Here is a 22,872-nt window from a genome sequence, read left to right as displayed (position 1 = left end):
TTCCCTACCGATCGATCGGTTGTCACTGTGAAGTGCCCAACTATCGAGCCATCTCGCGTACGATGTCAACCGATCGATCGGTAGGAAGCCAGAATCGGAGCATGACGGAGGAGTCTCGCGTGGATGTGCCTGTGTGGAAACCGCGGCGGGTGGCCGCAGTGCCCGTGGAACTACCGGAGGACGTGGCGCCTGCCGGAACGCGCGGGGCGATACTCCGAGCCTCACTCGCGCTCTTCGCCGAATCCGGGTACAGCGCGGTATCCATCCGCAGGATCGCCGGCGAGGTCGGGATCACCTCGGCGAGCCTCTATGCACATTACCGGTCCAAGGACCAGATTCTGGCCGAGCTGGTACTAATCGGACACCGCGAACTCCATGCACGACTGACGAACGCGCTGGCGTCCGCCGAGCCCGCAGCGGTGGCCCAGCTGTCGGCGCTGGTTCGCGAGCATGTGCTGCTGCACACGGACTTTCCCCTGCTCGCCGTGGTGACGAACTCGGAGCTGCACGCGCTACCGGAGGAGTTGGCCGCTCCCGCGCTGGAACTGCGGTCGACGTGCAGCCGACTGCTGCTCGATACGCTCGAACGCGGTGTCAGCGACGGCGTCTTCCGAATCGAGAACCTCCAGCTGGGTGCGATAGCCATCGGCGGGATGGCTCTGCAGGTGGCGCAATGGTTCGGGCCGGACGAGCCGTTCACCCCGGACGAGGTGGCCGACAACTATGTTCGCTACGCCCTCCGCATCGTCGGTGCGGACGAAGGAGCGCTCCGATGACACGCGCCGCGCATAGTGTGGTTGTCACCACCACCGACGGAGCAGTACGCGGCCGAACGGATCCGACCACCGGTGTGGTCTCCTTCAAGGGAGTTCCCTATGCGGCTGCACCGGTCGGTGCGCGCCGATTCGCTCCACCACAGCCCCACCCCCGATGGGACGGCGTGCGAGACGCGAGCGAGTACGGACCCACCGCACCGGCCTCCCCGTATGCACCTCCCTACACTGCACTGATCCCCGAAGTGTTCATCCCGGGCGAGGACTACCTGAACCTCAATGTCTGGACACCGGATCCGAACGGCACTGCGCCGGTGATGGTGTGGATCCACGGTGGTGCGTTCACCAACGGCTCCGGTTCGGCCAACCCCTACGATGGCACCGCATTCGCCCGCGACGGCGTCGTGCTGGTGACCATCAACTACCGGCTCGGTGTCGACGGGTTCGGACATCTCCACGGTCAGGCCACGAACCTCGGCCTGCGCGACCAAATCGCTGCGTTGCACTGGATTCGCGACAACATCGCATCCTTCGGCGGCGACCCCTCTGCCGTAACGATATTCGGTGAGTCCGCCGGCGCAATGAGCATCGGAGCGCTGCTCGCCTCCCCACAAGCCGAAGGACTGTTCCAGCGCGCAATCCTGCAGAGCGGCGCGGCCCACCACACGATACGGCCCGAGACAGCCGAGCGGATCGCGGAAGAACTGGCTTCCCTGCTGGGGATTCCGCCAACCCTGGAAGCCCTCACCGCCGTTCCGATGGACCGGGTACTGGCCGCCCAGCAACAGTTGCGTGCCGCGGTGTCAGCCGACCCGAATCCGCATCGGTGGGGTGAGGTGACACGCAACCTCATGCCGTTCGAGCCCGTGGTGGACGGCGACGTGCTCCCGATCGCGCCGCCCGAGGCGATAGCGAACGGTGCGGGCGGCGACGTCGACGTGCTGATCGGATGCAACACCGAGGAATTCCGCTACTTCCTGGTTCCCGTCGGCGCGATCGATGCGGTCTCAGCCGAGCTGTCGCAGGGTGCGGTCGCCGCGTACGGGCTCGACCCCGATGTCGCGCTGGCGGTCTACCGGGAGGCCGATCCGACTGCCGGTCCCGGAGACCTACTCGCGGCCGTCGGCACCGACTGGTTCTACCGGATACCCGCCATCCGGTTGGCCGAGGCGCATTCCAGCGACGGCCGGGGACGCACCTACGCCTACGAATTCGGCTGGCAACCACCGACGTTCGATGGCCGACTGGGTGCCTGCCATACCGCCGAGATCCCGTTCGTCTTCGACAACCTCCGCCTCGGGGGGTTCGAGAACGTCGTGGGAGTGCGGCCGCCGCAGGACTTGGCCGACACCATGCACGCCGCGTGGATCTCATTCGCGACACACGGCGATCCCGGCTGGGCGCCATACACGGTTCGGGACCGAGCGACGATGTGCTTCGACAGCATCTCCGCCGTGCAGACGGATCCGCATGCCCGGCAAAGGCAATTGTGGAACGGCATCCGGTGACAACCGCTTCCTGATCGAACCACTCCCCCGTCGAAGGCCATGCCTTCGACGGGGGGACATCCGCTCTGCGCGGGCACAGTGCCGTCACGAACTCAAGCGGAAAACTGTTCGCGTAGATCCCTCTTCTTGAACTTTCCGGTGGCTGTTCTCGGAATGGTGGAAACGAACTCGAACCGCTCGGGCAGCTGCCACCGCGCGAACTCACCCGACAAATGCTCGCGGAGCTGCTCCGGGTCCGCGGTCAGGCCGTCCCGCAGGACAAGCACCGCCAAGGGGCGCTCACCCCACCGCGGATCGGGGACGGCGATCACCGCCGCCTCCGCCACCGATGGGTGTGCCATGAGGTGATTCTCGAGGTCGACCGAGGAGATCCACTCGCCGCCGGACTTGACCAGGTCCTTCGAGCGGTCACAGATCCGGATGCAGCCACGGTGGTCGATGCGGACGATGTCCCCGGTGCGGAACCATCCGTCGGCCGTGAAACTGTCCGAGCCCGCGCCGTTGTGGTAGGCAGCAGCGACCCACGGGCCCCGCACCTCCAACTCGCCCATCGCCACGTCGTCCCACTCGATGAATCCGTCATCCTCGTTCCGAGCGCGAATGTCGAAGAACGGCACGGCGACACCCTGCCTGGCCCGGAACTCGTACTGCTCATCGGCCGCACGGTCCCGCAGATCCACCGGGAGTCGACTGACGGTGCCCACCGGCGCGGTCTCGGTCATTCCCCACGCCTGGACAACCGTCAGTCCGTGACGGTCGTACCCCTCGAGCAGACTGCGCGGAGCCGCCGCCCCACCGACGATCAACCGTTCGAGACGGCCCAGGTCCCATCGATGCGGCTGGGCGTCGAGCGCGTCGAGCATCGCCATCCACACCGTCGGCACCCCCGCGGTCATGGTGACCCGTTCGGCCTCGATCAGGTCGAGCACACTGACCGGGTCCAGCTTCGGCCCCGGTAGGACGAGCCGCGCGCCGAGCAGCGCGGCGGCGATCGGCAGACCCCACGCGTTGACGTGGAACATCGGCACCACCGGCAGCAGCGTGTCCTGCACCGATACGCCGAGGGCGTCGGGCAGCGCCACGGTCAACGAATGGAGCACGAGCGCTCGATGCGAGTACACGACGCCCTTCGGCCGACCGGTGGTGCCGGACGTGTAACACATAGCGCCGGCCCGTCGTTCGTCGAGAACCGGCCACTCCATCGGCTCGGACTCACCGATCAGGATCTCGTAGTCGAGCATTCCGTCCGGGGCCGGTTCGCCCTGGGAGACCACGATGACGTGGTCGAACCGGTGGGTGTGCCGGAAGCCGTCGAACACCTCGAGCAGGGATTCGTCGACCACGATGACCCGGTCGTCCGCGTCCCCCACGATGAATGCCAGTTCGTCGGGGTGCAGGCGCGGGTTGAGTGTGTGAACGACCGCGCCCATCGACGGGACCGCGAAGTACATCTCGAGGTGCTCGGCCTGATTCCACAACAGCGTCGCCACCCGGTCACCGTGCCCGACGCCGAGCCCGGCCAGCGCGGTGGCAAGCCGACGCGCCCGACTGGCGCACGCCCCGAGCGTGGTCCGGGCAATGCTGCCGTCGGGGCGGCGAGAGACGACGTCCTTTCCACTGTGGAAACGCTCGGCGCGCTCGACCACGGCGGTCAGCGACAGCGGGTAGTCATCCATGGTCAAGCCATTGATCACGTGTAACTCCTGGATCGGGGGTGGGCAGAACTCGACGGCCGAGGATCGGGCACAGATCACGGCATGGCCAGGTGTCCGATGGGATCACCCGGCTGCGGGGCACGAATCTCGGTTCCATGCCCCGCAGTGGAAACAACCAGGTTTGCTAGGCGTGGTGGGTGAACCCGACCTGACCGGGACGACGGTTCGGGGCGTAGCCGAGCTTGGCGAGTGTCTCGTCGGCATCGGCGTATGTGGTGCCGATCTTGTAGATGTCGCGGGCGTCCTTGCCGGTGGCGACCTCGCGGCCGAGTTCGCCGGCGATGCGGACCAGCTGCTGGATCTGCTGGACCGAGGTCATTCTCTCGCCCTTGCGGCCCCAGATGGTGTCCTCGTTGCCGCAGCGGGTGTGCAGGCCCATCGCGATCGCCATCGTGTTGACGGGCAGCACGCTGCGCATGAGGGATTCGAGGGTCAGGGCCGCGCCGTCCGGGACACGCTGGACGAAGTTCATGATGTTGTACGGGTTCGGCCCCTCCATGCCGCCGCCGATGCCGGTCCAGGTCACATTCAGCGGGCCGGTGTAGACGCCACGGCGGATGAGCCGCTCGACGCTCTCGAGGCCGGTGATGCCGGTCAGTGCGAACAGTGGCTGGATGCCGGCGGCCTGCAGGCGTCGCAGGTGCTCCTCGACCCATCCCGGGCCGGCCGGGATCGTCATCTCCCGGTACGTCTCCTGCAGTTCCGGACGCGCCAGGGATGTGCCCGCGACGTCGTCCGCGGTCAACAGCTCTGCGATGTTCATCTGGCTGGTGTTGATCGCGATGGTCACCTGGTCCGGCTTCGGATCGAGCTCGGCAAGCATGTGCCGGGTGTCATCGGTGAGCCACTTCGCCTCGGCACCTTCACCTTCCGGCGCGAACGAGATGGATCCACCGACCTGCAGGATCATCTCCGGGACGGCCTCACGGAGCAGACCGAGGAGCTCGTTGAACTTCGAGAGGCGCTTGCTGCCCTTGCCGTCGAGCTCACGCACGTGGATGTGCAGCACCGACGCACCGGCCTCGTAGCAGTCCACCGCCTGCTGGACGTGCTCGTCCATGGTCAGCGGCAGGTCCTCGCGGAAGTCGTCCGGCTCCCACTCGGGACCGTACGGCGCAGCCGTGATGACCAGCTTGTCCTGGTTCTCCGGGAAGAGGGAATCGTCGTGAAAATGCATGGGGTCGCTCCTGGCGAGAAGGTCGGAAGGTGTTGTCGAGCGAATGCTCGACGGAACCGCGGGTCGGCAGCGGTCAGATGACGGCGCCACCGTTGGGACTGATGATCTGGCCCACGAGGTAGTGGTTGTCGCCAGCGAGATAGACAGCGAGAGAGGAGTATTCCTCCGGCTTACCCAAGCGACCTACGGGAATGATCTGGTAGAGGTTCCGCTTCTCCTCCTCCGTGGCGTTGTCGAGGTAGGCCTGGAAGGGAGGGGTGAGAACGCCACCGCAGGCGATGGCGTTGACGTAGATGCCCGCCCCCGCAACGTCGAGTGCGACGGTCTTGGTCAGGCTCACGACAGCAGCCTTGGCCGCCGAGTAACCGGGGCTGTGCGTGCTCGCGGTGGAGGTACCGGCGATCGACGCGATGTTGACGATGCGGCCGTAGCCCTGGGGCTCCATGTACTTCAGTGCCTCGCGGGTGCAGTAGAAGACGCCGTGGACGTTGACGTCCCACCACTTGAGCCAGTCCTCGTCGGTCAGGCTGCTGGTGATGCCCATGGACTGGCGCTCCATGGGGGTGGTGACGTAGGCGTAGTGCCGGCTGCGGCGGACCTCGTCGGCAGGCGAGTTCGGCACCCGGGCAGCGTTGTTCACCAGGATGTGGACGGTGCCGAACTGCTCCGCGGCCCGGGCGAACGTCTCGACGACCTGCTCCTTGGAGGAGACGTCGCAGCGCAGGGCCAGACACTTGCGGCCCAGTGCCTCGATCTCGGCGGAGACCTCCGCCAGCTTGTCCTCCTGTAGGTCGCACAGGACGAGGTCCGCGCCTTCCTGCGCCATGGCGAGGGCGATCGATCGGCCCAAACCCTGCGCGGCTCCGGTCACGACCGCAACCCGGTCGAGTAGCTGCATTCCTTCATCTCCTTCGGTGGAACGGTGGAAGTCACATCCGCACAGTCGATACCGAGATGGTTCGTGTGCGGCACGGGATCTACGCGGAAGCGGTGGGAGCGTGCACGTCCGGCGCTACGAGCACCGCGTGCGTGCGCCTCGTCTGCACGGAGGCCAGCTTGCGGAGACCGGCGGGGTAGAGCTTCATGCCGAGTGCGAGGAGCACGATCGACACGACTGATGCGAGGGGGACCCACTGCAGTGCACCGAGCAGTCCCAGCCGGTCGGACAGCATGCCGACGACGACCGGACCCAAGGCCAGGCCGAAGACATTGTTGGCAAGGGTACCGACGCCGAAGGACGACGCGTGGATCGACGGATGGGAGAGGCTGGCCACGACTGCTGTTGTGGCACCGGAGAATCCGGAGCAGAAGAACGCACCGATGCCGAGGAGGACCAACTGGATCGGGCCGTTCTCCAGCTGGAACCCGATCATGAGGCAGACCATCGCGATGGCGGCATACGCGATCGCGGCACTCCATCTGCGCTCGGGCCGGCGACGCCCGAGACGATCGGCGGCGATGCCACAGAGCACCGTTCCGGCACCGATCAGGAGCACGAACACGGATGCGGCCAACCCGGCGCCTGCAGCATCCATGTCGTGATATCGGTTGAAGTAGCTGGGAAGCCAGGCGAGCAGAACACCCGAGACGAAGAACTGCACCCCGGCCCCGACGTATGCACACGTCAGCGAGGCATTGGTGAACAGGCTCGAGATGGGGGCGCGTCCGCTGACGGCGCTCGGCGCTCCGACGGTCGGTTGATCAGGGGCATAGCGCGCCAGTCGATTCTCGTTGACGACGACCCGGAAGAGGATGACCAGTGTCATCCCGAACGCGGCCATGATCAAGAACGCCGCACGCCAGCCGAGCCGATCGGCAAGGATGCCGCCGAGTGCGACACCGATGACCGAACCGAAGAAGGCCGCACCGAGGAATGCGCCGCTGAGTGAGGCATGTAGTCGCGGTGCGAAGACACCGAGCATGACGGCCAAACCCACGCTCGCGTAGGCGGCTTCACCGAACCCGATCAAGAATCGCGCCCCGAGCAACTGGGTGTAGTTGCTCGCGGCGGCGCACAGGACGGTCGCGACACTCCACATGACCGCCATCAGGACGACACTGCGGATGCGGCCCCAGCGGTCGGCCAGTAGTGACATCGGCAGCGCCAAGACCCCGACCATCAGAGCAACGACGCTCGTCAACGCCGCGAGCTGCGAGTCCGACAGGTCCCACTCGGCTTTCAGGACGGGGAAGACCGAACTGAGAACCTGGCGAGACATGTAGTCCGACATCATCAGTCCGAAGATCAGAGCGAAGACGGCCCACGGAAAGATCTTCGAATGGGCACCTGCGCCGGAAACCTCTCGGGATGGCGGGGACTCCTGGGTCTCCAGTTCCATGCGTGCTCCTGTTCTGGACGGGCGCGTTGAGGCGACGCGTCACGGATATGGCCGGCTCGAAAGCTCGCTGCGGGCGTGAATCGGGCTGTGGTTGCGCGGCGTACGTGTCGGCACGATGTGTGTGAATCGAGTCTGTGCGTCAGCGCTGCCGGGCGTGTGTGCGCTGAGGGTTGCCCAGCGAAAGCGACCGCGTGGACCGGTTCGACAACTGCGGTGACACAGGTCACGCTATACGCATTGAGACGGAAACACTTGTCTCATTGGGACGCATGATTTGGCATCTTGGGACGGGAGCGGTCGATGACGGCGGCGAAGGTAAAGAGTTCGGCACTGACCGGGTACGTCGAGCTGACCCAGTCCCTCGGCTCGGCCCCGGATCCGTTCATGCGTGCCGCCGGGATCGACCCGACCTCCTTGGCCATACCTAACACCTGGCTCCCCGCGGAGCGCGTCGACGAACTGCTGGAACGGACCGCTCTGGCAACGTCCTGCACGAACTTCGCAGTCACGATGGCGGACGGAAGGGGGGTGTCGATACTCGGAGCAGTCGGTTTGGCCGCCAGGGAGGAGCCGGACGTCCGCAGCGCAATCGCGCTGATACTGCGTCACATGCGCGTACACAACGAGGCGATTCGGATTCTGCTCGTCGAGTTGAACGGGCTTGCCTCACTGCGAATCGAGCCCGCACCCGGTATGACGCTCGGTCGCCAATCCATCGAACTGGTCGTCGCGTCGTTGGCCGGAATACTCAGTGCGTTTCTCCCGGAGGGCTGGCGACCACTGTCCACGTGCTTCGTCCACGATGCGCCGGCCACACTCGATGCCCATCACCGCGCGTTCGGGACGGGCATCGCATTCGAACAGGACTTCAACGGTTTCGTGCTCTACTCGAGCGATCTGGACTCCGTCAACCCGTTGTCGGACCCGATGTTCCAGCCCTACGCAAGGCAGTACCTGGACATGCTCGCACCGCCAGAGGATGCCTCGACCGTCGGACGTGTGCGAGAGATGATCGAGGCCCTCCTCCCTGGCGGAAACTGCACCGCGGCCCGGATCGCACGCAGTCTCGGGATGGACCGGCGAACCCTGCACAGACACCTGTCACAGGCGGGCGAGAACTACACGTCCGTATTCGATTCCGTGCGTGCAGATCTCGCGCGACGTTACGTCGCGCGCGGGGACAGGAACCTCACCGACATCGCAGGCGAACTCGGCTTCTCGGATCTGAGTTCCTTCTCACGCTGGTTCCGTCGACAGTTCGGCACGAGCCCAACGAAGTGGGCGGCACACCAGCACGACATCACGCCGGTCTGAGAAGCGGGATTCGGATACCGCAGTGTCGTTGTCGTCCGTGCCGGTTCGACGACTGCCGGTCAGGAACGCCTTTGGCTGCAGCCGAATGCCCACCTCGTCGACGCTCTGGTCGCAGCCGATCCGTCGAGTCGGACAGCGGCAAGGACTCGAATGGTCGACGAAGGAGGTGACACCGCGCATGCCTGGCTCGGGCCGAGCTCGGTGATCATCGCGCCCGGGCTGGCAGAATCGGCAGCGTGGTCAGGCCAGCGAGTTCCAGCGCATCGCCGGCGGTCGGTCGCGCCCTCGACATCCTGGTGCGACTCGCGCAGCGCCCGGGTCCGGTGCAGGCGGCTGCGCTCGCCCGCGACCTGGATCTGCCGCGTTCGTCGGTGTACCACATTCTGTCCGTGCTGGTGGAGCGCGGCTTCGTGGTGTATGTGCCGGGCGAGCAGGCGTACGGACTCGGGGTGACGTCGTTCGAGATCGGCTCGGCGTACCTGCGCCACGAGCCGCTCGAGCGCCTCGCACAACCGATCCTGCACCGGCTGGCCATGCAGCTCGGGCAGGCCGTGCACCTGGGGATCCTGCACGGCAACGAAACCGTCTACCTGCTCAAGGAACGCCCCACCTCCGGCCCTGCGGCCGAGGTCTCGCTGATCACCGACATCGGCGTCCGACTGCCGGCGCACCTGACCGCCAACGGCCGCGCCATCCTTGCCGCCCTGCCTGACGCCCAGGTCAAGGCGTTGTACTCCCGGCGCGGCGACTTCATCACGCGCACCGGGCTCGGTCCGCGGACGCTCACCGAACTGCGCCGCACCCTCGCGGAGGCCCACTCGCGCGGCTGGGCCGAGGAGGTGGACGTGGTGACGACGGGCCTGCGGTCGGTGGGCACCGCGGTCTTCGACCACAACGGCCGGCCGGTCGCGGCACTGAGCACCACCTGGCGCAAACAGTTGGCCTACCCCGAGCCGGATGCCGTCGGACAGATCCTGCAGGGCGGCGCCGAGCGCCTGACCTCCCACATCTCGGGCCACGCCCCCACCCCTCGCTGAGTGGGCGAACACCGGAATTTCGATCCTTGTGAGGCAGTTCACAGAGTTGTATAGTCCTGTATATACAACTGCCGCCGTATGAGGAGAAGCCGACGATGACGCAGGCCTGGGACGACGACTTCCGCGACCGGATGGCGGATCCGGTATTGGCGAAGTCCTACATCGCATCCCTGCCGGAGGCGTACAAGCACGACTTCGACGCCGCACGCGGCGCCGCCGACGTCACCCGGATCGAGGCGCTGCGGACCGACTCGTTCGAGGTTGCCCTGCACCCGCCGACCGGCGCGGCACGGGGCCAGCTACGCCTCACGCTCTACATCGACGGAGAAGCCGTCTCCCTCAGTCGCATCCTCCCCGTGATCCAGTCCCTCGGCGTCGAGGTGCTCGACGAGCGCCCCTATCCGATGGCCGACTCGGCAGGCACCGAGTGCTGGATCTACGACTTCGGCCTCGCCCTCGACGTCGCCCCCGCTCCGTCCGACACCGGCATGGCAGCCCGTTTCACCGAGGCCTTCGCCGCCGCGTGGCGTGGCGACGCCGAGGTCGACACGTTCAACCACCTCGTCCTGCGCGCGGGGCTGACCTGGCGGCAGGCGTCGATGCTGCGGGCATACGCAAAATACCTGCGCCAGGCCGGGTTTCCGTACAGCCAGGTGCGGATCGCGGAGGTCCTGTCCGCGCACCCCGAGTCGGCGCGGATGCTGGTCGAACTGTTCGGGGCCCGCTTCGACCCGGCGGCACACGACGAGGCCCGCCAGAACGAGCTGATCAGCCGCCTGGACGACGCGCTCGGCAGCGTGGTCAGCCTCGACGAGGATCGCATCCTGCGGGCCTTCACGACCCTCATCCGAAACACCCTGCGCACCAACTATTTCACCCGCGGCGGCGCCTCGCCGTTGCTCTCGTTCAAGTTCGATCCGCAGGGGATCGACGAACTCCCCCACCCCCGACCACGATTCGAGATCTACGTCTGCTCGCCGCGCGTCGAAGGCGTCCACCTGCGGTTCGGCAGCGTGGCCCGCGGCGGCCTCCGCTGGTCGGACCGCAAGGAGGACTTCCGCACCGAGGTACTCGGACTGGTGAAGGCGCAGGCGGTGAAGAACGCGGTCATCGTGCCGGTTGGTGCCAAGGGCGGGTTCGTCGTGAAACAGCCGCCCACACCGACGGGCGCCGACGCGACCGACCGCGAGGCGCACCTGGCCGAGGGAATCGCGTGCTACCGGCAGTTCATCGCCGGCCTGCTCGACGTCACCGACAACATCGACCCGGCCACCGGCTCGGTCGTTCCCGCCCGCGACGTCGTCCGCCACGACGCGGACGACACCTACCTCGTCGTCGCCGCGGACAAGGGCACCGCCACCTTCTCCGACATCGCCAACGAGGTCGCCGCCGAGTACGACTTCTGGCTCGGCGACGCGTTCGCCTCCGGGGGTTCGGTCGGCTACGACCACAAGGCGATGGGCATCACCGCGCGCGGCGCATGGGAGAGCGTCCAGCGTCACTTCCGTGAGATGGGACGCGATACCCAGAGCGAGGACTTCACGGTCGTCGGCATCGGCGACATGAGCGGCGACGTGTTCGGCAACGGCATGCTGCTCAGCGAGCACATCCGGCTGGTCGCCGCCTTCGACCACCGTCACATCTTCCTCGACCCCGCGCCCGACGCGACGACGTCCTTCGCCGAACGCGGTCGACTGTTCGGCCTGCCCCGCTCGTCCTGGGCGGACTACGCCCCCGGGCTGATCAGTCCCGGCGGCGGGGTGTGGGCACGATCGGTGAAGTCGGTCCCGATCAGCCCCGAGGTGCGGGGCGCGCTCGGTCTCGCCGACGACGTCACCGCGCTCGCGCCCGCCGACCTGATCGGCACGATCCTGCGCGCCCCGGTGGACCTGGTGTGGAACGGCGGCGTCGGCACCTACGTCAAGGCGTCGACCGAATCCCACGCCGAGGTGGGAGACAAGGCCAATGACGGGGTCCGCGTGGACGCGTGCGACCTGCGGGCCCGCGTCGTGGCGGAGGGCGGGAACCTGGGGCTGACGCCGATGGGCCGGATTGAGTTCGCCCGCGCGGGCGGCCGCATCAACACCGACGCGTTGGACAACTCGGCAGGCGTCGACTGCTCCGACCGCGAGGTCAACATCAAGATCCTGCTCGCAGGCATGGTCGCGTCCGGCCACCTCGCCGCCGGTGAGCGGGACGCGCTGATGCGCTCGATGACCGACGAGGTCAGCCGACTCGTCCTGGCGGACAACCGCTCCCAGAACCGGATCCTCGGAGTGAGCCGGTCCACTGCCCCCGCGATGCTCGGCGTGCACGCCCGGATGATCGCCGAACTGGAGAACGACCGCTGCCTGGTGCGCGCGCTCGAGGCGTTGCCCGACAAGCGCGAGCTCTCCCGGCGTGCGCAGGACGGCCTTGGGCTGACCTCTCCGGAACTGGCCACCCTCATGGCGCACGTCAAGCTCGCCGTCAAGGACGAGCTGCTGGCAGGCGACCTCCCGGACGACCCGGCGTTGCACGACCGCCTGCGCGCGTACTTCCCCGACGCATTGCGGCAACGATTCGGCGACCACCTCGACTCGCACCGGCTGCGCCGCGAGATCGTCGCGACGATGCTGACGAACGACGTGATCGACCACGGCGGACTCACTTTCGCGTTCCGCCTGGCCGAGGACTCGGCGGCGATCGGATCCGACGCCGTGCGCGCCCATGTCGTCGCGGCCCGGATCTTCGACCTGAACCGGCTGTGGGCGGACATCGCCGAGAGCGGGCTGCCGACCGACGTCACCGACGCCCTGGTGGTCGACACCCAGCGGGTGCTGGACCGGGCCTCGCGCTGGCTGCTGGCCAACCGACCGCAGCCCCTCGACATCGGCGCCGAAGTCGACCGATTCGCGCCTCGACTCGCCCGGCACGCACACCTGGTCCCGGAGTGGCTTCGCGGACAGGAGCTTGCCGATCTGCACGCACGGGTCGCCGTGTCGGTCGACGCCGGCGTCCCGCACGATCTCGCGGCCCGCGTTCACCTGCTGCTCGACCAGTTCGGCCTGCTCGACATCATCGAGGTGGCCGACGCCAGCGGCCGCGAGGTGCCGGAGGTCGCGGAGCTGTACTACGCACTGAGCCAACATCTCGGCGCCGTGCATCTGCTGCAGTCGGTGTCGAGGCTGGCCTACGACAACCGATGGAACTCCCTTGCCCGCCTCGCGATGCGGGACGAGCTCTACGGCTCCCTGCGTGCACTGTGCCTTGACCTGCTCGGAAACCCTTCGAGCGCAGGAGAATCCGCAGCCGACATGATCTGTCGATGGGAGGAGCGGAACTCCACTCGCATCCTGCGGGCACGATCGACCCTCGACGCGATCTTCGAGAACTCCGCCGTCGACGTCGCGGCCATGTCCGTTGCGGTGCGCCAGATCCGGAGTCTGGTCGGTAGCGTCTGAGCCGATCGCGGTCGGGCCGGGCGATCGGCGCGCCGTTACCGGCCCGGGGTCACTGCGTCTCGAACGTGCCCTCGAGCCGGTAGCGGGAGCCGGGATGCACCAGTCGCGCGGTGCTCACCAGCCGGCCCTCGGACCAGGTGCGCCGGTGGATCAGCAGACACGGCTCGGCCTCGCCGATCCCCAGGAGCCGGCACTCGTCCGCGGTCGCGAGTACCGACTCGACCACGTGCTCACCCCGACCGAGCGGCGCAACCGACATCAGGTAGTTGTTGGGCGTCTGAGCGGTGAAGTCCTGGTCGAGGTACTCGGGCGCGATCTCCGGACTGACATGCCGGTCCTCGACCTGGATCGCCAGGTCGTCCTCGAAATGCACTACCCGCGAATGGAACACCGGGCTCCCCTCCGGCACGCCCAACTGGTGCGCGATGATCGCCTCGGCGGGCTCGGCGCGGAGAAAGTCCACCTCGCTGCGATGCCGGTGCCCCCTGTGCGTCACCTCGTCGGCGATGTTGCGCACCTCGAAAAGCGCCGAACTGACCTTTCTTTCGGCGACGAACGTGCCGACACCCATGAGCCGTACGACCAGTCCGTCCGCGCTCAGTTCGCGCAACGCCCGGTTGACCGTCATCCGAGACAACCCGAGGCTGTTGACGAGCTGATTCTCCGACGGCAGTTGATCACCCTCCGGCCAACGGCCCGACACGATCTGCTCCGCGATGAGATTCTTGACCCGCTGATAGGCGGGCGCGGACTCGTGCCCGCGGGCCCGATACAGCGACGCCACGTCGGACTCGTCGATCGCCACGCTCGTCACCGTCCACATCCCGCCCGTTCGTGGGCATCTCGTTTCCACCCAGTCTATCGGCCCGCCGCTCGTCGCCGGATCGGGCTCGCCAACGGCATCGTGTCTCGTATCCGAGAATTCAGGACGGAGGCACTGTTCCGCGTCGCACCGAGCGGGTGTCATGGGAGTCACACAACCTCGTCAGGAGACTCGAGATGACCAACCACTCCCCCACTGGAGCCCGGCCCGTCCGGGCACCGCGCGGCCCCGAGCTGACCTGCCTCGGCTGGCAGCAGGAGGGCGCCCTGCGCATGCTGATGAACAACCTCGACCCCGAGGTTGCCGAGCGCCCCGACGACCTGGTGGTCTACGGCGGGACCGGCCGCGCCACGCGCAGCTGGGAGGCGTACGACGCCATCGTCCGCACGCTGCAGACACTGAAGTCCGACGAGACGATGCTCGTGCAGTCCGGCAAGCCCGTCGGCGTCTTCCGCACGAACGAATGGGCGCCGCGGGTCCTGCTCGCAAACTCCAACCTGGTCGGCGACTGGGCGAACTGGGAGCACTTCCGCAAGCTCGAGGCCGAGGGCCTGATGATGTACGGCCAGATGACGGCCGGTTCCTGGATCTACATCGGCAGCCAGGGCATCCTGCAGGGCACCTACGAGACCTTCGGCGCGGTGGCGCGCAAGAGGTTCGGCGGTACCCTCGCCGGAACCATCACCCTCACCGCGGGTGTCGGCGGCATGGGCGGCGCCCAGCCGCTGGCGGTCACCATGAACGACGGTGTCGCGATCTGCGTCGACGTCGACGTCACCCGCATCGACCGCCGGATCGCGCACGGCTACCTCGACACCAAGGCCGAGAGCCTCGAGGCCGCCCTGGCACTGGCCGTCGAGAAGCGCGATGCCCGCGAGCCGCTGTCCATCGGTGTCGTCGGCAACGCCGCCGAGATCTTCCCGCAGCTGCTGGCGATGGGCGCCCCGATCGACATCGTCACCGACCAGACCTCCGCGCACGATCCGCTGTCCTACCTGCCGATCGGGATCGCAGTCGAGGACTGGCACGCGATGGCCGAGAAGGACCCCGAGCACTTCACCCACGAGGCCCGGAAGTCGATGGCCGCGCACGTCGAGGCGATGGTCGGGTTCATGGACGCGGGCGCGGAGGTCTTCGACTACGGCAACTCGATCCGCGACGAGGCCAGGAAGGGCGGCTACGACCGGGCGTTCGCGTTCCCCGGGTTCGTTCCCGCCTACATCCGTCCGCTCTTCGAGGAGGGCCTCGGCCCGTTCCGCTGGGCCGCCCTCTCCGGCGACCCCAAGGACATCGAGGCCACCGACAAGGCGATCCTCGAGCTCTTCCCCGAGAACGAACATCTCAAGCGCTGGATCACCATGGCGGGCGAGAAGGTTCACTTCGAGGGCCTGCCCGCCCGCATCTGCTGGCTCGGGTACGGCGAACGCCACAAGGCAGGCATGAAGTTCAACGAGATGGTCGCCTCCGGCGAACTCTCCGCACCGCTCGCCATCGGCCGCGACCACCTCGACTCCGGATCGGTCGCCTCGCCGTACCGGGAGACCGAGGCCATGGCCGACGGTTCCGACGCCGTCGCCGACTGGCCGCTGCTCAACGCCCTGGTCAACACCGCCTCCGGCGCGTCCTGGGTGTCCATCCACCACGGCGGCGGAGTCGGCATGGGCCGCTCCATCCACGCCGGCCAGGTGTGCATCGCGGACGGCAGCGAGATGGCCGCACAGAAGCTCGAGCGGGTGCTCACCAACGACCCGGGCATGGGCGTCATCCGGCACGCCGACGCCGGGTACGAGCACGCGACGCAGGTCGCGGCCGAGCGCGGCGTTCGCATCCCGATGCAGGAGGCGTAGCCGTGTACGACGCACCCGGGCAGGACGGCCGATGGACGGTCATCGACAACATCGGCACCCTCGTCACCAACGATCCCGAGTCCGGTGAAGGCCCGCTCGGCCTGATCCGCGACGCCGCGTTGGTCCTGGGAGATGGACTCGTCCAGTGGGTGGGCCCCCGTTCCCGGATCCCGGAGGGCAGTGCCGGGTCGCGGTACGACCTGCGTGGCCGGGCCGCCCTGCCCGGGTTCGTCGACAGTCACGCCCACCTCGTGTTCGGCGGCGAACGGGCCGAGGAGTTCGCGGCCCGGATGACCGGCGCCCCGTACGCAGCCGGCGGCATCCGCACCACCATCGCCGCCACGAGGGCCGCCTCGGACGCCGAGCTGGGCGCGAACGTGGCACGGCTCGTCGCCGAGTCGCTGCACTCGGGCACCACCACGATCGAGACGAAATCCGGCTACGGACAGTCGGTCCCCGACGAGTTGCGCAGCCTCGAGGTCGCCTCCGCGCACACCGCGGAGAGGACCCTGCTCGCCGCCCACGTCACGCCGCCGGAGTTCGCCGGTCGCAGCGACGACTACGTGCGGATGGTGGTCGAGGAGATGATCCCCAAGTGCGCGCCGCACGCGAAGTGGATCGACGTGTTCTGTGAGGAGGGCGCGTTCGACGCCGACCAGTCGCGGGCCGTCCTCGAGGCCGGCATCGCCGCCGGGCTCACCCCGCGGGTGCACGGCAACCAGCTCAGCTACGGCGCCGGCGTCCAGTTGGCGGTCGAGCTGAACGCCGCCTCCGTCGACCATGTCACCTACACCACCGACGCCGACGTCGAGGCGCTGGCGGCGAGCGACACCGTCGCCACGCTGCTGCCCGGTGCCGACTTCTCCACGCGCAACAAGTATCCCGACGCCCGCGCCCTCCTCGATGCCGGTGCCACCGTCGCGCTGGCCGCGGACTGCAATCCGGGGACCTGCTACACCACCAGCATCCCGTTCTGCATCGCGCTGGCGGTGCGCGAGATGCACATGAGCCCCGACGAGGCCGTGTTGGCGGCCACCGCGGGCGGCGCAGCGGCGTTGCAGCGCAACGACATCGGACACATCCGGGTCGGCGCGAGGGCCGACCTGATCGCACTGGACGCACCGTCCCACCTGCACCTGGCCTACCGGCCCGGGGTGGCGCTGGTGCGTGAGGTCTGGAAGGACGGGTACCGACGATGAGCAGGGTGGACCTCGCTCCCACGGCCTGGTCGGGGCGCGACGACGGCCCCGGCGACGAACACCTGCGCTGGCACGGCGCCGTCGCACCGCTCGAGGGCCGAACCGATTCCGGTGCAGGCGTTCTCATCGGGTTCCGCAGCGACGAGGGCGTGCGGCGCAACAAGGGTCGTCCCGGCGCCGCCGACGGCCCTGCCGCGCTGCGCGCCGCGCTCGCGTCGATGTCGCTCGCCGCCCCGATACGGCTGTTCGACGCGGGTGACATCGAGGTTGCCGACGAGGATCTCGAAGGCGGCCAGGCCAGACTCGGCTCGGCCGTCACCGGCCTGCTCGACGCCGGGAGCCTCGTCACCGTCCTCGGCGGCGGACACGAGGTGGCGTACGGCAGCTACCTCGGCATCGCGAACTCGGCGGCCGTCGCCTCGGGTGCGCGCCTCGGCGTACTGAACCTCGACGCACACTTCGACCTGCGCAGCGACGCGCGGCCGAGCTCCGGGACTCCGTTCCGGCAGATGGCCGACCGCGAAACCGCCCAGGGTCGGGCCCTCGACTATGCGGTGCTGGGTATCTCGCAACCCAGCAACACCGCGGCGCTGTTCGCGACGGCAGCCGAACTGGGCGTGCGCCACCTCCTCGACGACGACTGTGCGAACCCCGCTGTCGTGGAGTCGTTCATCGAGGAGTTCCTCGGCGGCGTCGACCTCGTCTACCTGACGATCGACCTCGACGTGCTGCCGGCCGCGGTCGCCCCCGGGGTCAGCGCCCCGGCCGCGTTCGGGGTGCCGCTCGCGGTGATCCAGCGGGTCTGCGACCTGGTGGCGACCAGCGGCAAGCTGGCGCTGCTCGATGTCGCGGAGCTGAACCCGGCCCTCGACGTGGACAACCGCACCGCGCGTACGGCGGCGCGGCTGATCCACCGGATCGTCACCACCGCGATCGATCATCGGGCTTAGCCCGATCCCCCACCGTCCCCGGCTCGACGTGCGCACCGAACCGCCGCGTCGAGTCGGGGATTTTCAGCTGGTCGGCGCGGGGGACCCCGTACCGGGGCAGTAGTCGAGGTCGTGCGAAGGTTCATCGCCTGCCGGGACTCTGAAGCGGGACTCTGCCGCGCCAAGCGGGCTAGATTCCGGGTATGGGCAAGCGGGAGTCGACCGCAGCCGGTGAGTTGGCGCGCCGGCTGCAGCGGATCGTGGCCGCGCCGGGCTCGGACACCGAGGTCGCGGACCGGATGCTGCGGGAGTCGGGCCTGTCGCTCCACGGCACCGTCGTCCAGCTCATCCGCAATGTCCTCGACCATCTGGACCTAGCGGGCCGGGACCGCGACCCGCACGAGTTCGCACACTCGACCCTGGTCCGCTCCGCCATCACAAGCGCGGCCACTGCGCTGTGGATCATGGCCGGTCCGATCGACGAACAGTGCTATCGCACAATGCAGTTCGGCTACCGCGACGAGGTCTACCGCCGTCAGTACCTGGAGGCGAGCCGGGGCCGATCGCGCGACTGCACCGCCTCCGACTCGCGACGCGCGGCGCTGTTGGCCGCCGCCCGGACGCTTCGGCCCGACCTGAGCGAGCGCCGCTTCCACACCATCGACTCGGACAGCTTCATCGTCGCCCAGGCCGGCCTACTGATGCCGCCGGACGCTCTCGGTGGCACCGACCCGGCGGTGGAGGTGCCCGCCCAATGGAACCTGCTCAGCGCCTACGCGCACGGCCGAAACTGGGTGACCATCGAACCCGGCGACCGGATGGACAGCGTCGAGGTCGCCCTGGCGGTGGCGGAGGCGGCGGTGGCCCGACTCGAACGGCTCAGCATCGTGCGGTGACGCGTGTCGCGAACTTGCCGGGCGAATGCGAGAAGCTGCATACAGCAGTCGCTGCGGTTGCTGCTACCCATTCGGGATGGAGCGGGATCCCGCTGCGGCGCCTACATGTTCGCGGTGTGCCTGTCTGAGGGCGAGAGCGAGATGATCGCCCAGCTGCCTGGTCCTACCGGCGGCATCAATTCACCGGGCGGCACGATCAGGGCGTCTTCGGTTGCGAGGTCGAGACAGATCCGGACCGAACCGGAACGGTCGGGAATCTCCGACGACCCGATCTCCACCGTCATGTCGGCCACGCCCCGCCTGGTCATGACATTGAGGGCCCGCGTGCGACACGACGCCCGAGATGCCGGCGCCCACTCCCCCGGGAACGCGAATGATTGCAGCGGCTCGATCACGTGTCGCACGACGGTGACCGCGTCGGGCCCGTTCTCGGGTGCGGAGAAGGGCGGTCCGGTGAGCTCGAGAGCGACCGATCCGATCGGGATGATCACTCGGTCGTAGCCCGCGATCACCGAGAACGTCGACTCGAGTGGTTCTTCGGCGATGCTCACGCGCCAGTCGCCGGTCTCCGCAACCACCTGGGTGGTGCCCTGGCCGTTAAGCCAAGGCACCACCGTCCGGTCGGACGCCGTGGTACGGAACGCCGTTGTCCCGTAGCCAGTTTCACCGGTTGTCCGATTTGTCATGTCGATGTGAGGCGGGCGGCGTGAATCAGTCGAGCTTGCCGATGACGGCCTCGGCGCTCTCGAGCAGCGCACCGGAGGCGGCCAGCTGCACCGCGGCCTCGATCTCCGGCGCAAGGTAGCGGTCCGTGCCCGGCCCCTGAACCTGCTCACGGATTTTGTCGCGCACGGCGGCCGTCGCGGGGGACGGCTCGAGCGGGGCACGCAGGTCCAGGCCACGTGCGGCGGTGAGCGCCTCGATGGCGAGCACGCGGGTCAGCCCGTCGACGGCCCGCCGCAGCTTGCGGGCGCCGGACCAGCCCATCGAGACGTGGTCCTCCTGCATGGCCGAGGACGGGATCGAGTCCACGCTCGCGGGCGCGGCGAGGCGCTTGAGCTCGGAGACGATCGCGGCCTGGGTGTACTGGGCGATCATGTGTCCGCTGTCCACGCCCGGGTCGTCCGCGAGGAACGGCGGCAGGCCATGGTTGCGCGCCTTGTCGAGGAACCGGTCGGTGCGGCGTTCGCTCATGCTCGCGACGTCCGCGACAACGATCGCGAGGAAGTCCAGCACGTACGCCACCGGCGCCCCGTGGAAGTTGCCGTTGGACTCGACTCGGCCGTCGAGGGTCACGACCGGGTTGTCGACGGCGCTCGCCAGCTCGTACGACGCGATGCGCTCGGCGTGGGCGAGGGTGTCGCGGGCGCCGCCGGCGACCTGCGGGGCGCAGCGCAGCGAGTAGGCGTCCTGCACCACGGTGCAGTCGGGGGTGGCGTGGCTGGCGACGATTCCGGAGCCGGCGAGCACCCGGCTCATGTTGGCGGCCGCGACCGCCTGACCGGGCTGCGGGCGCAGCGCCTGCAGGTCCGCCGCGAACACCTTGTCGGTGCCCATCAGTCCCTCGACGCTCATCGCCGCGGTGACATCGGTCAGCGACAGCAGCTTGCGCAGGTCATGGCAGGCCAGCACCAGCATGCCCAGCATGCCGTCGGTGCCGTTGATGAGGGCCAGGCCCTCCTTCTCCTTGAGCTCGACCGGCTCGATCCCGGCCGCGGCCAGCGCCTCGGTGGCGGGCATGAGCTCGCCGTCCGCGTCCCGCACGGTGCCCTCACCGATCACGGCCATCGCCACGTGCGCGAGCGGCGCGAGGTCGCCCGAGCAGCCGAGGCTGCCGTACTCGTGCACAACCGGGGTGATGCCCGCCGACAGCAGCGACGCGTAGACCTGGGCCACCTCCGGACGAACACCGGTCCGGCCGGTCGCCAGCGTGGACAGCCGCAGCAGCATCAGCGCCCGCACGACCTCGCGCTCGACCTCGGGACCGGACCCGGCGGCATGCGACCGGATCAGGCTCCGCTGCAGCTGCGCCCGCAGCTCCAGCGGGATGTGCCGGGTGGCCAGCGCACCGAAGCCGGTCGACACCCCGTATACCGGCTTCGGGTCCTCGGCGAGTGCCTGGATGCGGGCGCGGCTGGCCCCGATCGCCGAGACCGCCTCGTCGGACAGGCGCACCGGCGCGCCGTAGCGGGCGACGCGCACCACCTCCTCGGGGCTCACGGCGCCGATCCCGACCACGACGGGTTCCAGCTTGTCCATGGTGCGCATCTCCGTGTGCGAGAGGGTGTTCGTGCTCATGATTGTTCTCCGTTTCGAAATGAGCGGTAGTGGAAAAAGTTGTCGGTCAGGACGTCGAGATCGCGGCGGCGGTTTCCTGCGGCACCGGGACCGGTCGGACCCAGCGGCGGTAGGCGAGTGCGAGCAGCGCCAGCCACCCAACCCCGACGATCAGCGCGACGCGTGTGTCGGCGTCGAACGCGAGGACCGCGATCACGAACACCAGGAACCCGATGGCGATCAGCTGCCCGTACGGCCAGAACGGCACCGGGAACTTCAGGGCCGCGGCCTCGGCCGGGCTCATCTGCTTACGGGAGCGGTAGTGCGACAGCAGGATCATCAGCCACACGAAGATCGTCGCGAAGGTGGCGATCGAGGCGATGACCAGGAACACCTTGTCGGGGATCAGGTAGTTGAGGAGCACACCGACGAGCAGGGTGACGGACATGATCACGACGGTCATCCAGGGCACCCCGTTGCGGGAGACCTGCTTCATCACGGCGGGGGCCTGGCCGCGCTGGGCCATCCCGAACATCATCCGGCCGGCGCCGAAGATGTCGCTGTTGATCGCCGACAGCGCCGCGGTGATCACCACGATGTTCAGCACAGTCGCGGCGGGCCCGATGCCGAGCCCCTGGAAGATCTGCACGAACGGGCTGCCCTCGGAGCCGATGCTCTGCCACGGGTTGATCGCCATGATCACGGCCAGGGTGAGGACGTAGAACAGGATGATGCGGACGGGGACCGTGTTGATCGCGCGGGGGATGGTGCGCTCGGGGTTCTCGGCCTCGCCGGCGGTGATGCCGATGATCTCGGTGCCGCCGAAGGCGAACATCACGATCGCGAAGCAACTGATGAACCCGCCGAACCCGGTGGCGAAGAACCCGCCGTCGGACCACAGGTTGCTCACTCCGGCGCTGTCGTCCTGCATGCCGAATCCCCAGATCAGGATCGCAATGCCGCCGACGATCATCGCGATGATCGCGGCGATCTTGACCAGGGTGAACCAGAACTCCACCTCGCCGAAGACCTTGACGCTGAGCAGGTTGATCGCGCCGATGAAGAAGATGATGGCCAGCACCCAGATCCACCGCGGCACGTCGGGGAACCAGAAGCCCATGTAGACGCCGAATGCGGTCACATCAGCGAGGCACACCACGATCATTTCGAAGGTGTAGGTCCAGCCGGTCATGAACCCGGCGAGCGGCCCGAGATGCTTGCTCGCGTACTCGCCGAACGAGCCCGAGACGGGATTGCTCACGGCCATCTCACCGAGCGCGCGGAGCACGATGTAGATCGCCGCCCCGCCGATGAGGTAGGCGAGCAGCACCGACGGGCCCGCCCGGTTGATCGCCTCCGCCGATCCGTAGAACAGTCCGGTCCCGATTGCCGAACCCAGCGCGATGAACCTGATGTGGCGTGCTGTCAGACCTCGGGTCAGCGCCGCGGCGGTGTCTTTCACAATCGATCTCCCTGGACTGTGCTGGTGGATCCGGCCGGGACGGCCCCTCGCACTGTGTGGCGAGTCACACCATTCGGGATATGTATAGTCCTGTATATACAGCTTCGTCAAGGGTTCGTCGCCGAACAATTCG

General features: G+C 68.0%; 16 protein-coding genes and 1 pseudogene. 9 read left to right on the top strand and 8 right to left on the bottom strand.

The annotated features are described in order from the left end of the window. Positions 1-119: 119 nt before the first annotated feature. Positions 120-776, top strand: coding sequence for a TetR/AcrR family transcriptional regulator (locus RHCRD62_RS16960; protein ID WP_050066236.1), 657 nt, complete (start codon positions 120-122; stop codon positions 774-776). Next, positions 773-2,281 (top strand): carboxylesterase/lipase family protein, encoded by a 1,509-nt coding sequence (locus RHCRD62_RS16955; RefSeq protein WP_050065933.1) that lies wholly within the window; start codon positions 773-775, stop codon positions 2,279-2,281. The genes RHCRD62_RS16960 and RHCRD62_RS16955 overlap by 4 nt, the downstream gene beginning before the upstream one ends. Before the next feature lie 92 nt (positions 2,282-2,373). Here the strand turns inward: RHCRD62_RS16955 and RHCRD62_RS16950 are convergent, their stop codons facing one another. The 4 genes from RHCRD62_RS16950 to RHCRD62_RS16935 all read right to left on the bottom strand — a co-directional run bounded on the left by RHCRD62_RS16950 (position 2,374) and on the right by RHCRD62_RS16935 (position 7,512). Then, positions 2,374-3,975 carry a long-chain fatty acid--CoA ligase gene (locus tag RHCRD62_RS16950; protein ID WP_253277359.1) on the bottom strand — a complete coding sequence of 534 codons (1,602 nt, stop codon included), beginning with the start codon at positions 3,973-3,975 and terminating at the stop codon, positions 2,374-2,376. 145 nt (positions 3,976-4,120) lie between these two features. Next, on the bottom strand, positions 4,121-5,173 hold the full coding sequence (locus RHCRD62_RS16945; protein ID WP_050065932.1) for a beta-keto acid cleavage family enzyme: 1,053 nt from the start codon (positions 5,171-5,173) through the stop codon (positions 4,121-4,123). 73 nt (positions 5,174-5,246) lie between these two features. Beyond that, positions 5,247-6,071 (bottom strand): SDR family NAD(P)-dependent oxidoreductase, encoded by an 825-nt coding sequence (locus RHCRD62_RS16940; protein ID WP_050065931.1) that lies wholly within the window; start codon positions 6,069-6,071, stop codon positions 5,247-5,249. A gap of 79 nt (positions 6,072-6,150) precedes the next feature. Then, positions 6,151-7,512 (bottom strand): MFS transporter, encoded by a 1,362-nt coding sequence (locus RHCRD62_RS16935; protein ID WP_050065930.1) that lies wholly within the window; start codon positions 7,510-7,512, stop codon positions 6,151-6,153. 300 nt (positions 7,513-7,812) lie between these two features. On the opposite strand from RHCRD62_RS16935, the gene RHCRD62_RS16930 reads away from it, so the two are divergent. The 3 genes and pseudogenes from RHCRD62_RS16930 to RHCRD62_RS16920 form a co-directional block, all read left to right on the top strand. Next, complete coding sequence (locus RHCRD62_RS16930; RefSeq protein ID WP_050065929.1) at positions 7,813-8,826, top strand: AraC family transcriptional regulator; 1,014 nt, start codon at positions 7,813-7,815, stop codon at positions 8,824-8,826. A 236-nt stretch (positions 8,827-9,062) separates the two neighbouring features. Further along, on the top strand, positions 9,063-9,863 hold the full coding sequence (locus RHCRD62_RS16925) for an IclR family transcriptional regulator (protein WP_050065928.1): 801 nt from the start codon (positions 9,063-9,065) through the stop codon (positions 9,861-9,863). 101 nt (positions 9,864-9,964) lie between these two features. Next, a pseudogene (locus RHCRD62_RS16920) lies at positions 9,965-13,306 on the top strand (NAD-glutamate dehydrogenase); the annotation flags it as partial. A gap of 49 nt (positions 13,307-13,355) precedes the next feature. On the opposite strand, the gene hutC reads toward RHCRD62_RS16920, so the two are convergent. Further along, the gene (gene hutC / locus RHCRD62_RS16915) at positions 13,356-14,129 is read right to left on the bottom strand and encodes a histidine utilization transcriptional repressor HutC (RefSeq protein ID WP_050065926.1); all 774 of its coding nucleotides are present in this window, start codon (positions 14,127-14,129) and stop codon (positions 13,356-13,358) included. Between the two features lie 176 nt (positions 14,130-14,305). Here hutC and hutU point away from each other — a divergent pair, with 176 nt between their 5' ends. The 4 genes from hutU (at position 14,306) to RHCRD62_RS16895 (ending at position 19,000) form a co-directional block, all read left to right on the top strand. Then, on the top strand, positions 14,306-15,976 hold the full coding sequence (gene hutU, locus RHCRD62_RS16910; protein WP_050065925.1) for a urocanate hydratase: 1,671 nt from the start codon (positions 14,306-14,308) through the stop codon (positions 15,974-15,976). A gap of 2 nt (positions 15,977-15,978) precedes the next feature. Beyond that, complete coding sequence (hutI, locus tag RHCRD62_RS16905; protein ID WP_050065924.1) at positions 15,979-17,175, top strand: imidazolonepropionase; 1,197 nt, start codon at positions 15,979-15,981, stop codon at positions 17,173-17,175. Beyond that, positions 17,172-18,125, top strand: a complete 954-nt coding sequence (hutG, locus tag RHCRD62_RS16900) for a formimidoylglutamase (protein WP_050065923.1) — start codon at positions 17,172-17,174, stop codon at positions 18,123-18,125. The genes hutI and hutG overlap by 4 nt, the downstream gene beginning before the upstream one ends. A 182-nt stretch (positions 18,126-18,307) precedes the next feature. Continuing rightward, a complete protein-coding gene (locus tag RHCRD62_RS16895) occupies positions 18,308-19,000 on the top strand; it encodes a hypothetical protein (RefSeq protein WP_050065922.1) in 693 nt (230 codons plus the stop codon). A gap of 101 nt (positions 19,001-19,101) precedes the next feature. Here the strand turns inward: RHCRD62_RS16895 and RHCRD62_RS16890 are convergent, their stop codons facing one another. The 3 genes from RHCRD62_RS16890 to RHCRD62_RS16880 all read right to left on the bottom strand — a co-directional run bounded on the left by RHCRD62_RS16890 (position 19,102) and on the right by RHCRD62_RS16880 (position 22,739). Next, positions 19,102-19,686, bottom strand: coding sequence for a HutD family protein (locus RHCRD62_RS16890; RefSeq protein WP_084734330.1), 585 nt, complete (start codon positions 19,684-19,686; stop codon positions 19,102-19,104). A gap of 25 nt (positions 19,687-19,711) precedes the next feature. Beyond that, complete coding sequence (gene hutH, locus RHCRD62_RS16885; protein ID WP_050066234.1) at positions 19,712-21,259, bottom strand: histidine ammonia-lyase; 1,548 nt, start codon at positions 21,257-21,259, stop codon at positions 19,712-19,714. An 85-nt stretch (positions 21,260-21,344) separates the two neighbouring features. Then, on the bottom strand, positions 21,345-22,739 hold the full coding sequence (locus tag RHCRD62_RS16880) for an amino acid permease (protein ID WP_050065920.1): 1,395 nt from the start codon (positions 22,737-22,739) through the stop codon (positions 21,345-21,347). Between the last annotated feature and the right edge of the window lie 133 nt (positions 22,740-22,872).

This window comes from Rhodococcus sp. RD6.2 (assembly GCF_001040705.1).
Taxonomy (GTDB): domain Bacteria; phylum Actinomycetota; class Actinomycetes; order Mycobacteriales; family Mycobacteriaceae; genus Rhodococcus_G.
Note: the sequence above shows the minus strand (reverse complement) of the source record. Positions and strands in the feature narration are given on the sequence as shown.

Coding starts and splice junctions, on each gene's coding strand:
- RHCRD62_RS16945 (WP_050065932.1), bottom strand. CDS start 5,173: ATGCATTTTCACGACGATTCCCTCTTCCCGGAGAACCAGGACAAGCTG.
- RHCRD62_RS16890 (WP_084734330.1), bottom strand. CDS start 19,686: ATGACAAATCGGACAACCGGTGAAACTGGCTACGGGACAACGGCGTTC.
- RHCRD62_RS16940 (WP_050065931.1), bottom strand. CDS start 6,071: ATGCAGCTACTCGACCGGGTTGCGGTCGTGACCGGAGCCGCGCAGGGT.
- RHCRD62_RS16930 (WP_050065929.1), top strand. CDS start 7,813: ATGACGGCGGCGAAGGTAAAGAGTTCGGCACTGACCGGGTACGTCGAG.
- RHCRD62_RS16895 (WP_050065922.1), top strand. CDS start 18,308: ATGGGCAAGCGGGAGTCGACCGCAGCCGGTGAGTTGGCGCGCCGGCTG.
- hutC (WP_050065926.1), bottom strand. CDS start 14,129: ATGTGGACGGTGACGAGCGTGGCGATCGACGAGTCCGACGTGGCGTCG.
- hutU (WP_050065925.1), top strand. CDS start 14,306: ATGACCAACCACTCCCCCACTGGAGCCCGGCCCGTCCGGGCACCGCGC.
- RHCRD62_RS16955 (WP_050065933.1), top strand. CDS start 773: ATGACACGCGCCGCGCATAGTGTGGTTGTCACCACCACCGACGGAGCA.
- hutH (WP_050066234.1), bottom strand. CDS start 21,259: ATGGACAAGCTGGAACCCGTCGTGGTCGGGATCGGCGCCGTGAGCCCC.
- RHCRD62_RS16935 (WP_050065930.1), bottom strand. CDS start 7,512: ATGGAACTGGAGACCCAGGAGTCCCCGCCATCCCGAGAGGTTTCCGGC.
- hutG (WP_050065923.1), top strand. CDS start 17,172: ATGAGCAGGGTGGACCTCGCTCCCACGGCCTGGTCGGGGCGCGACGAC.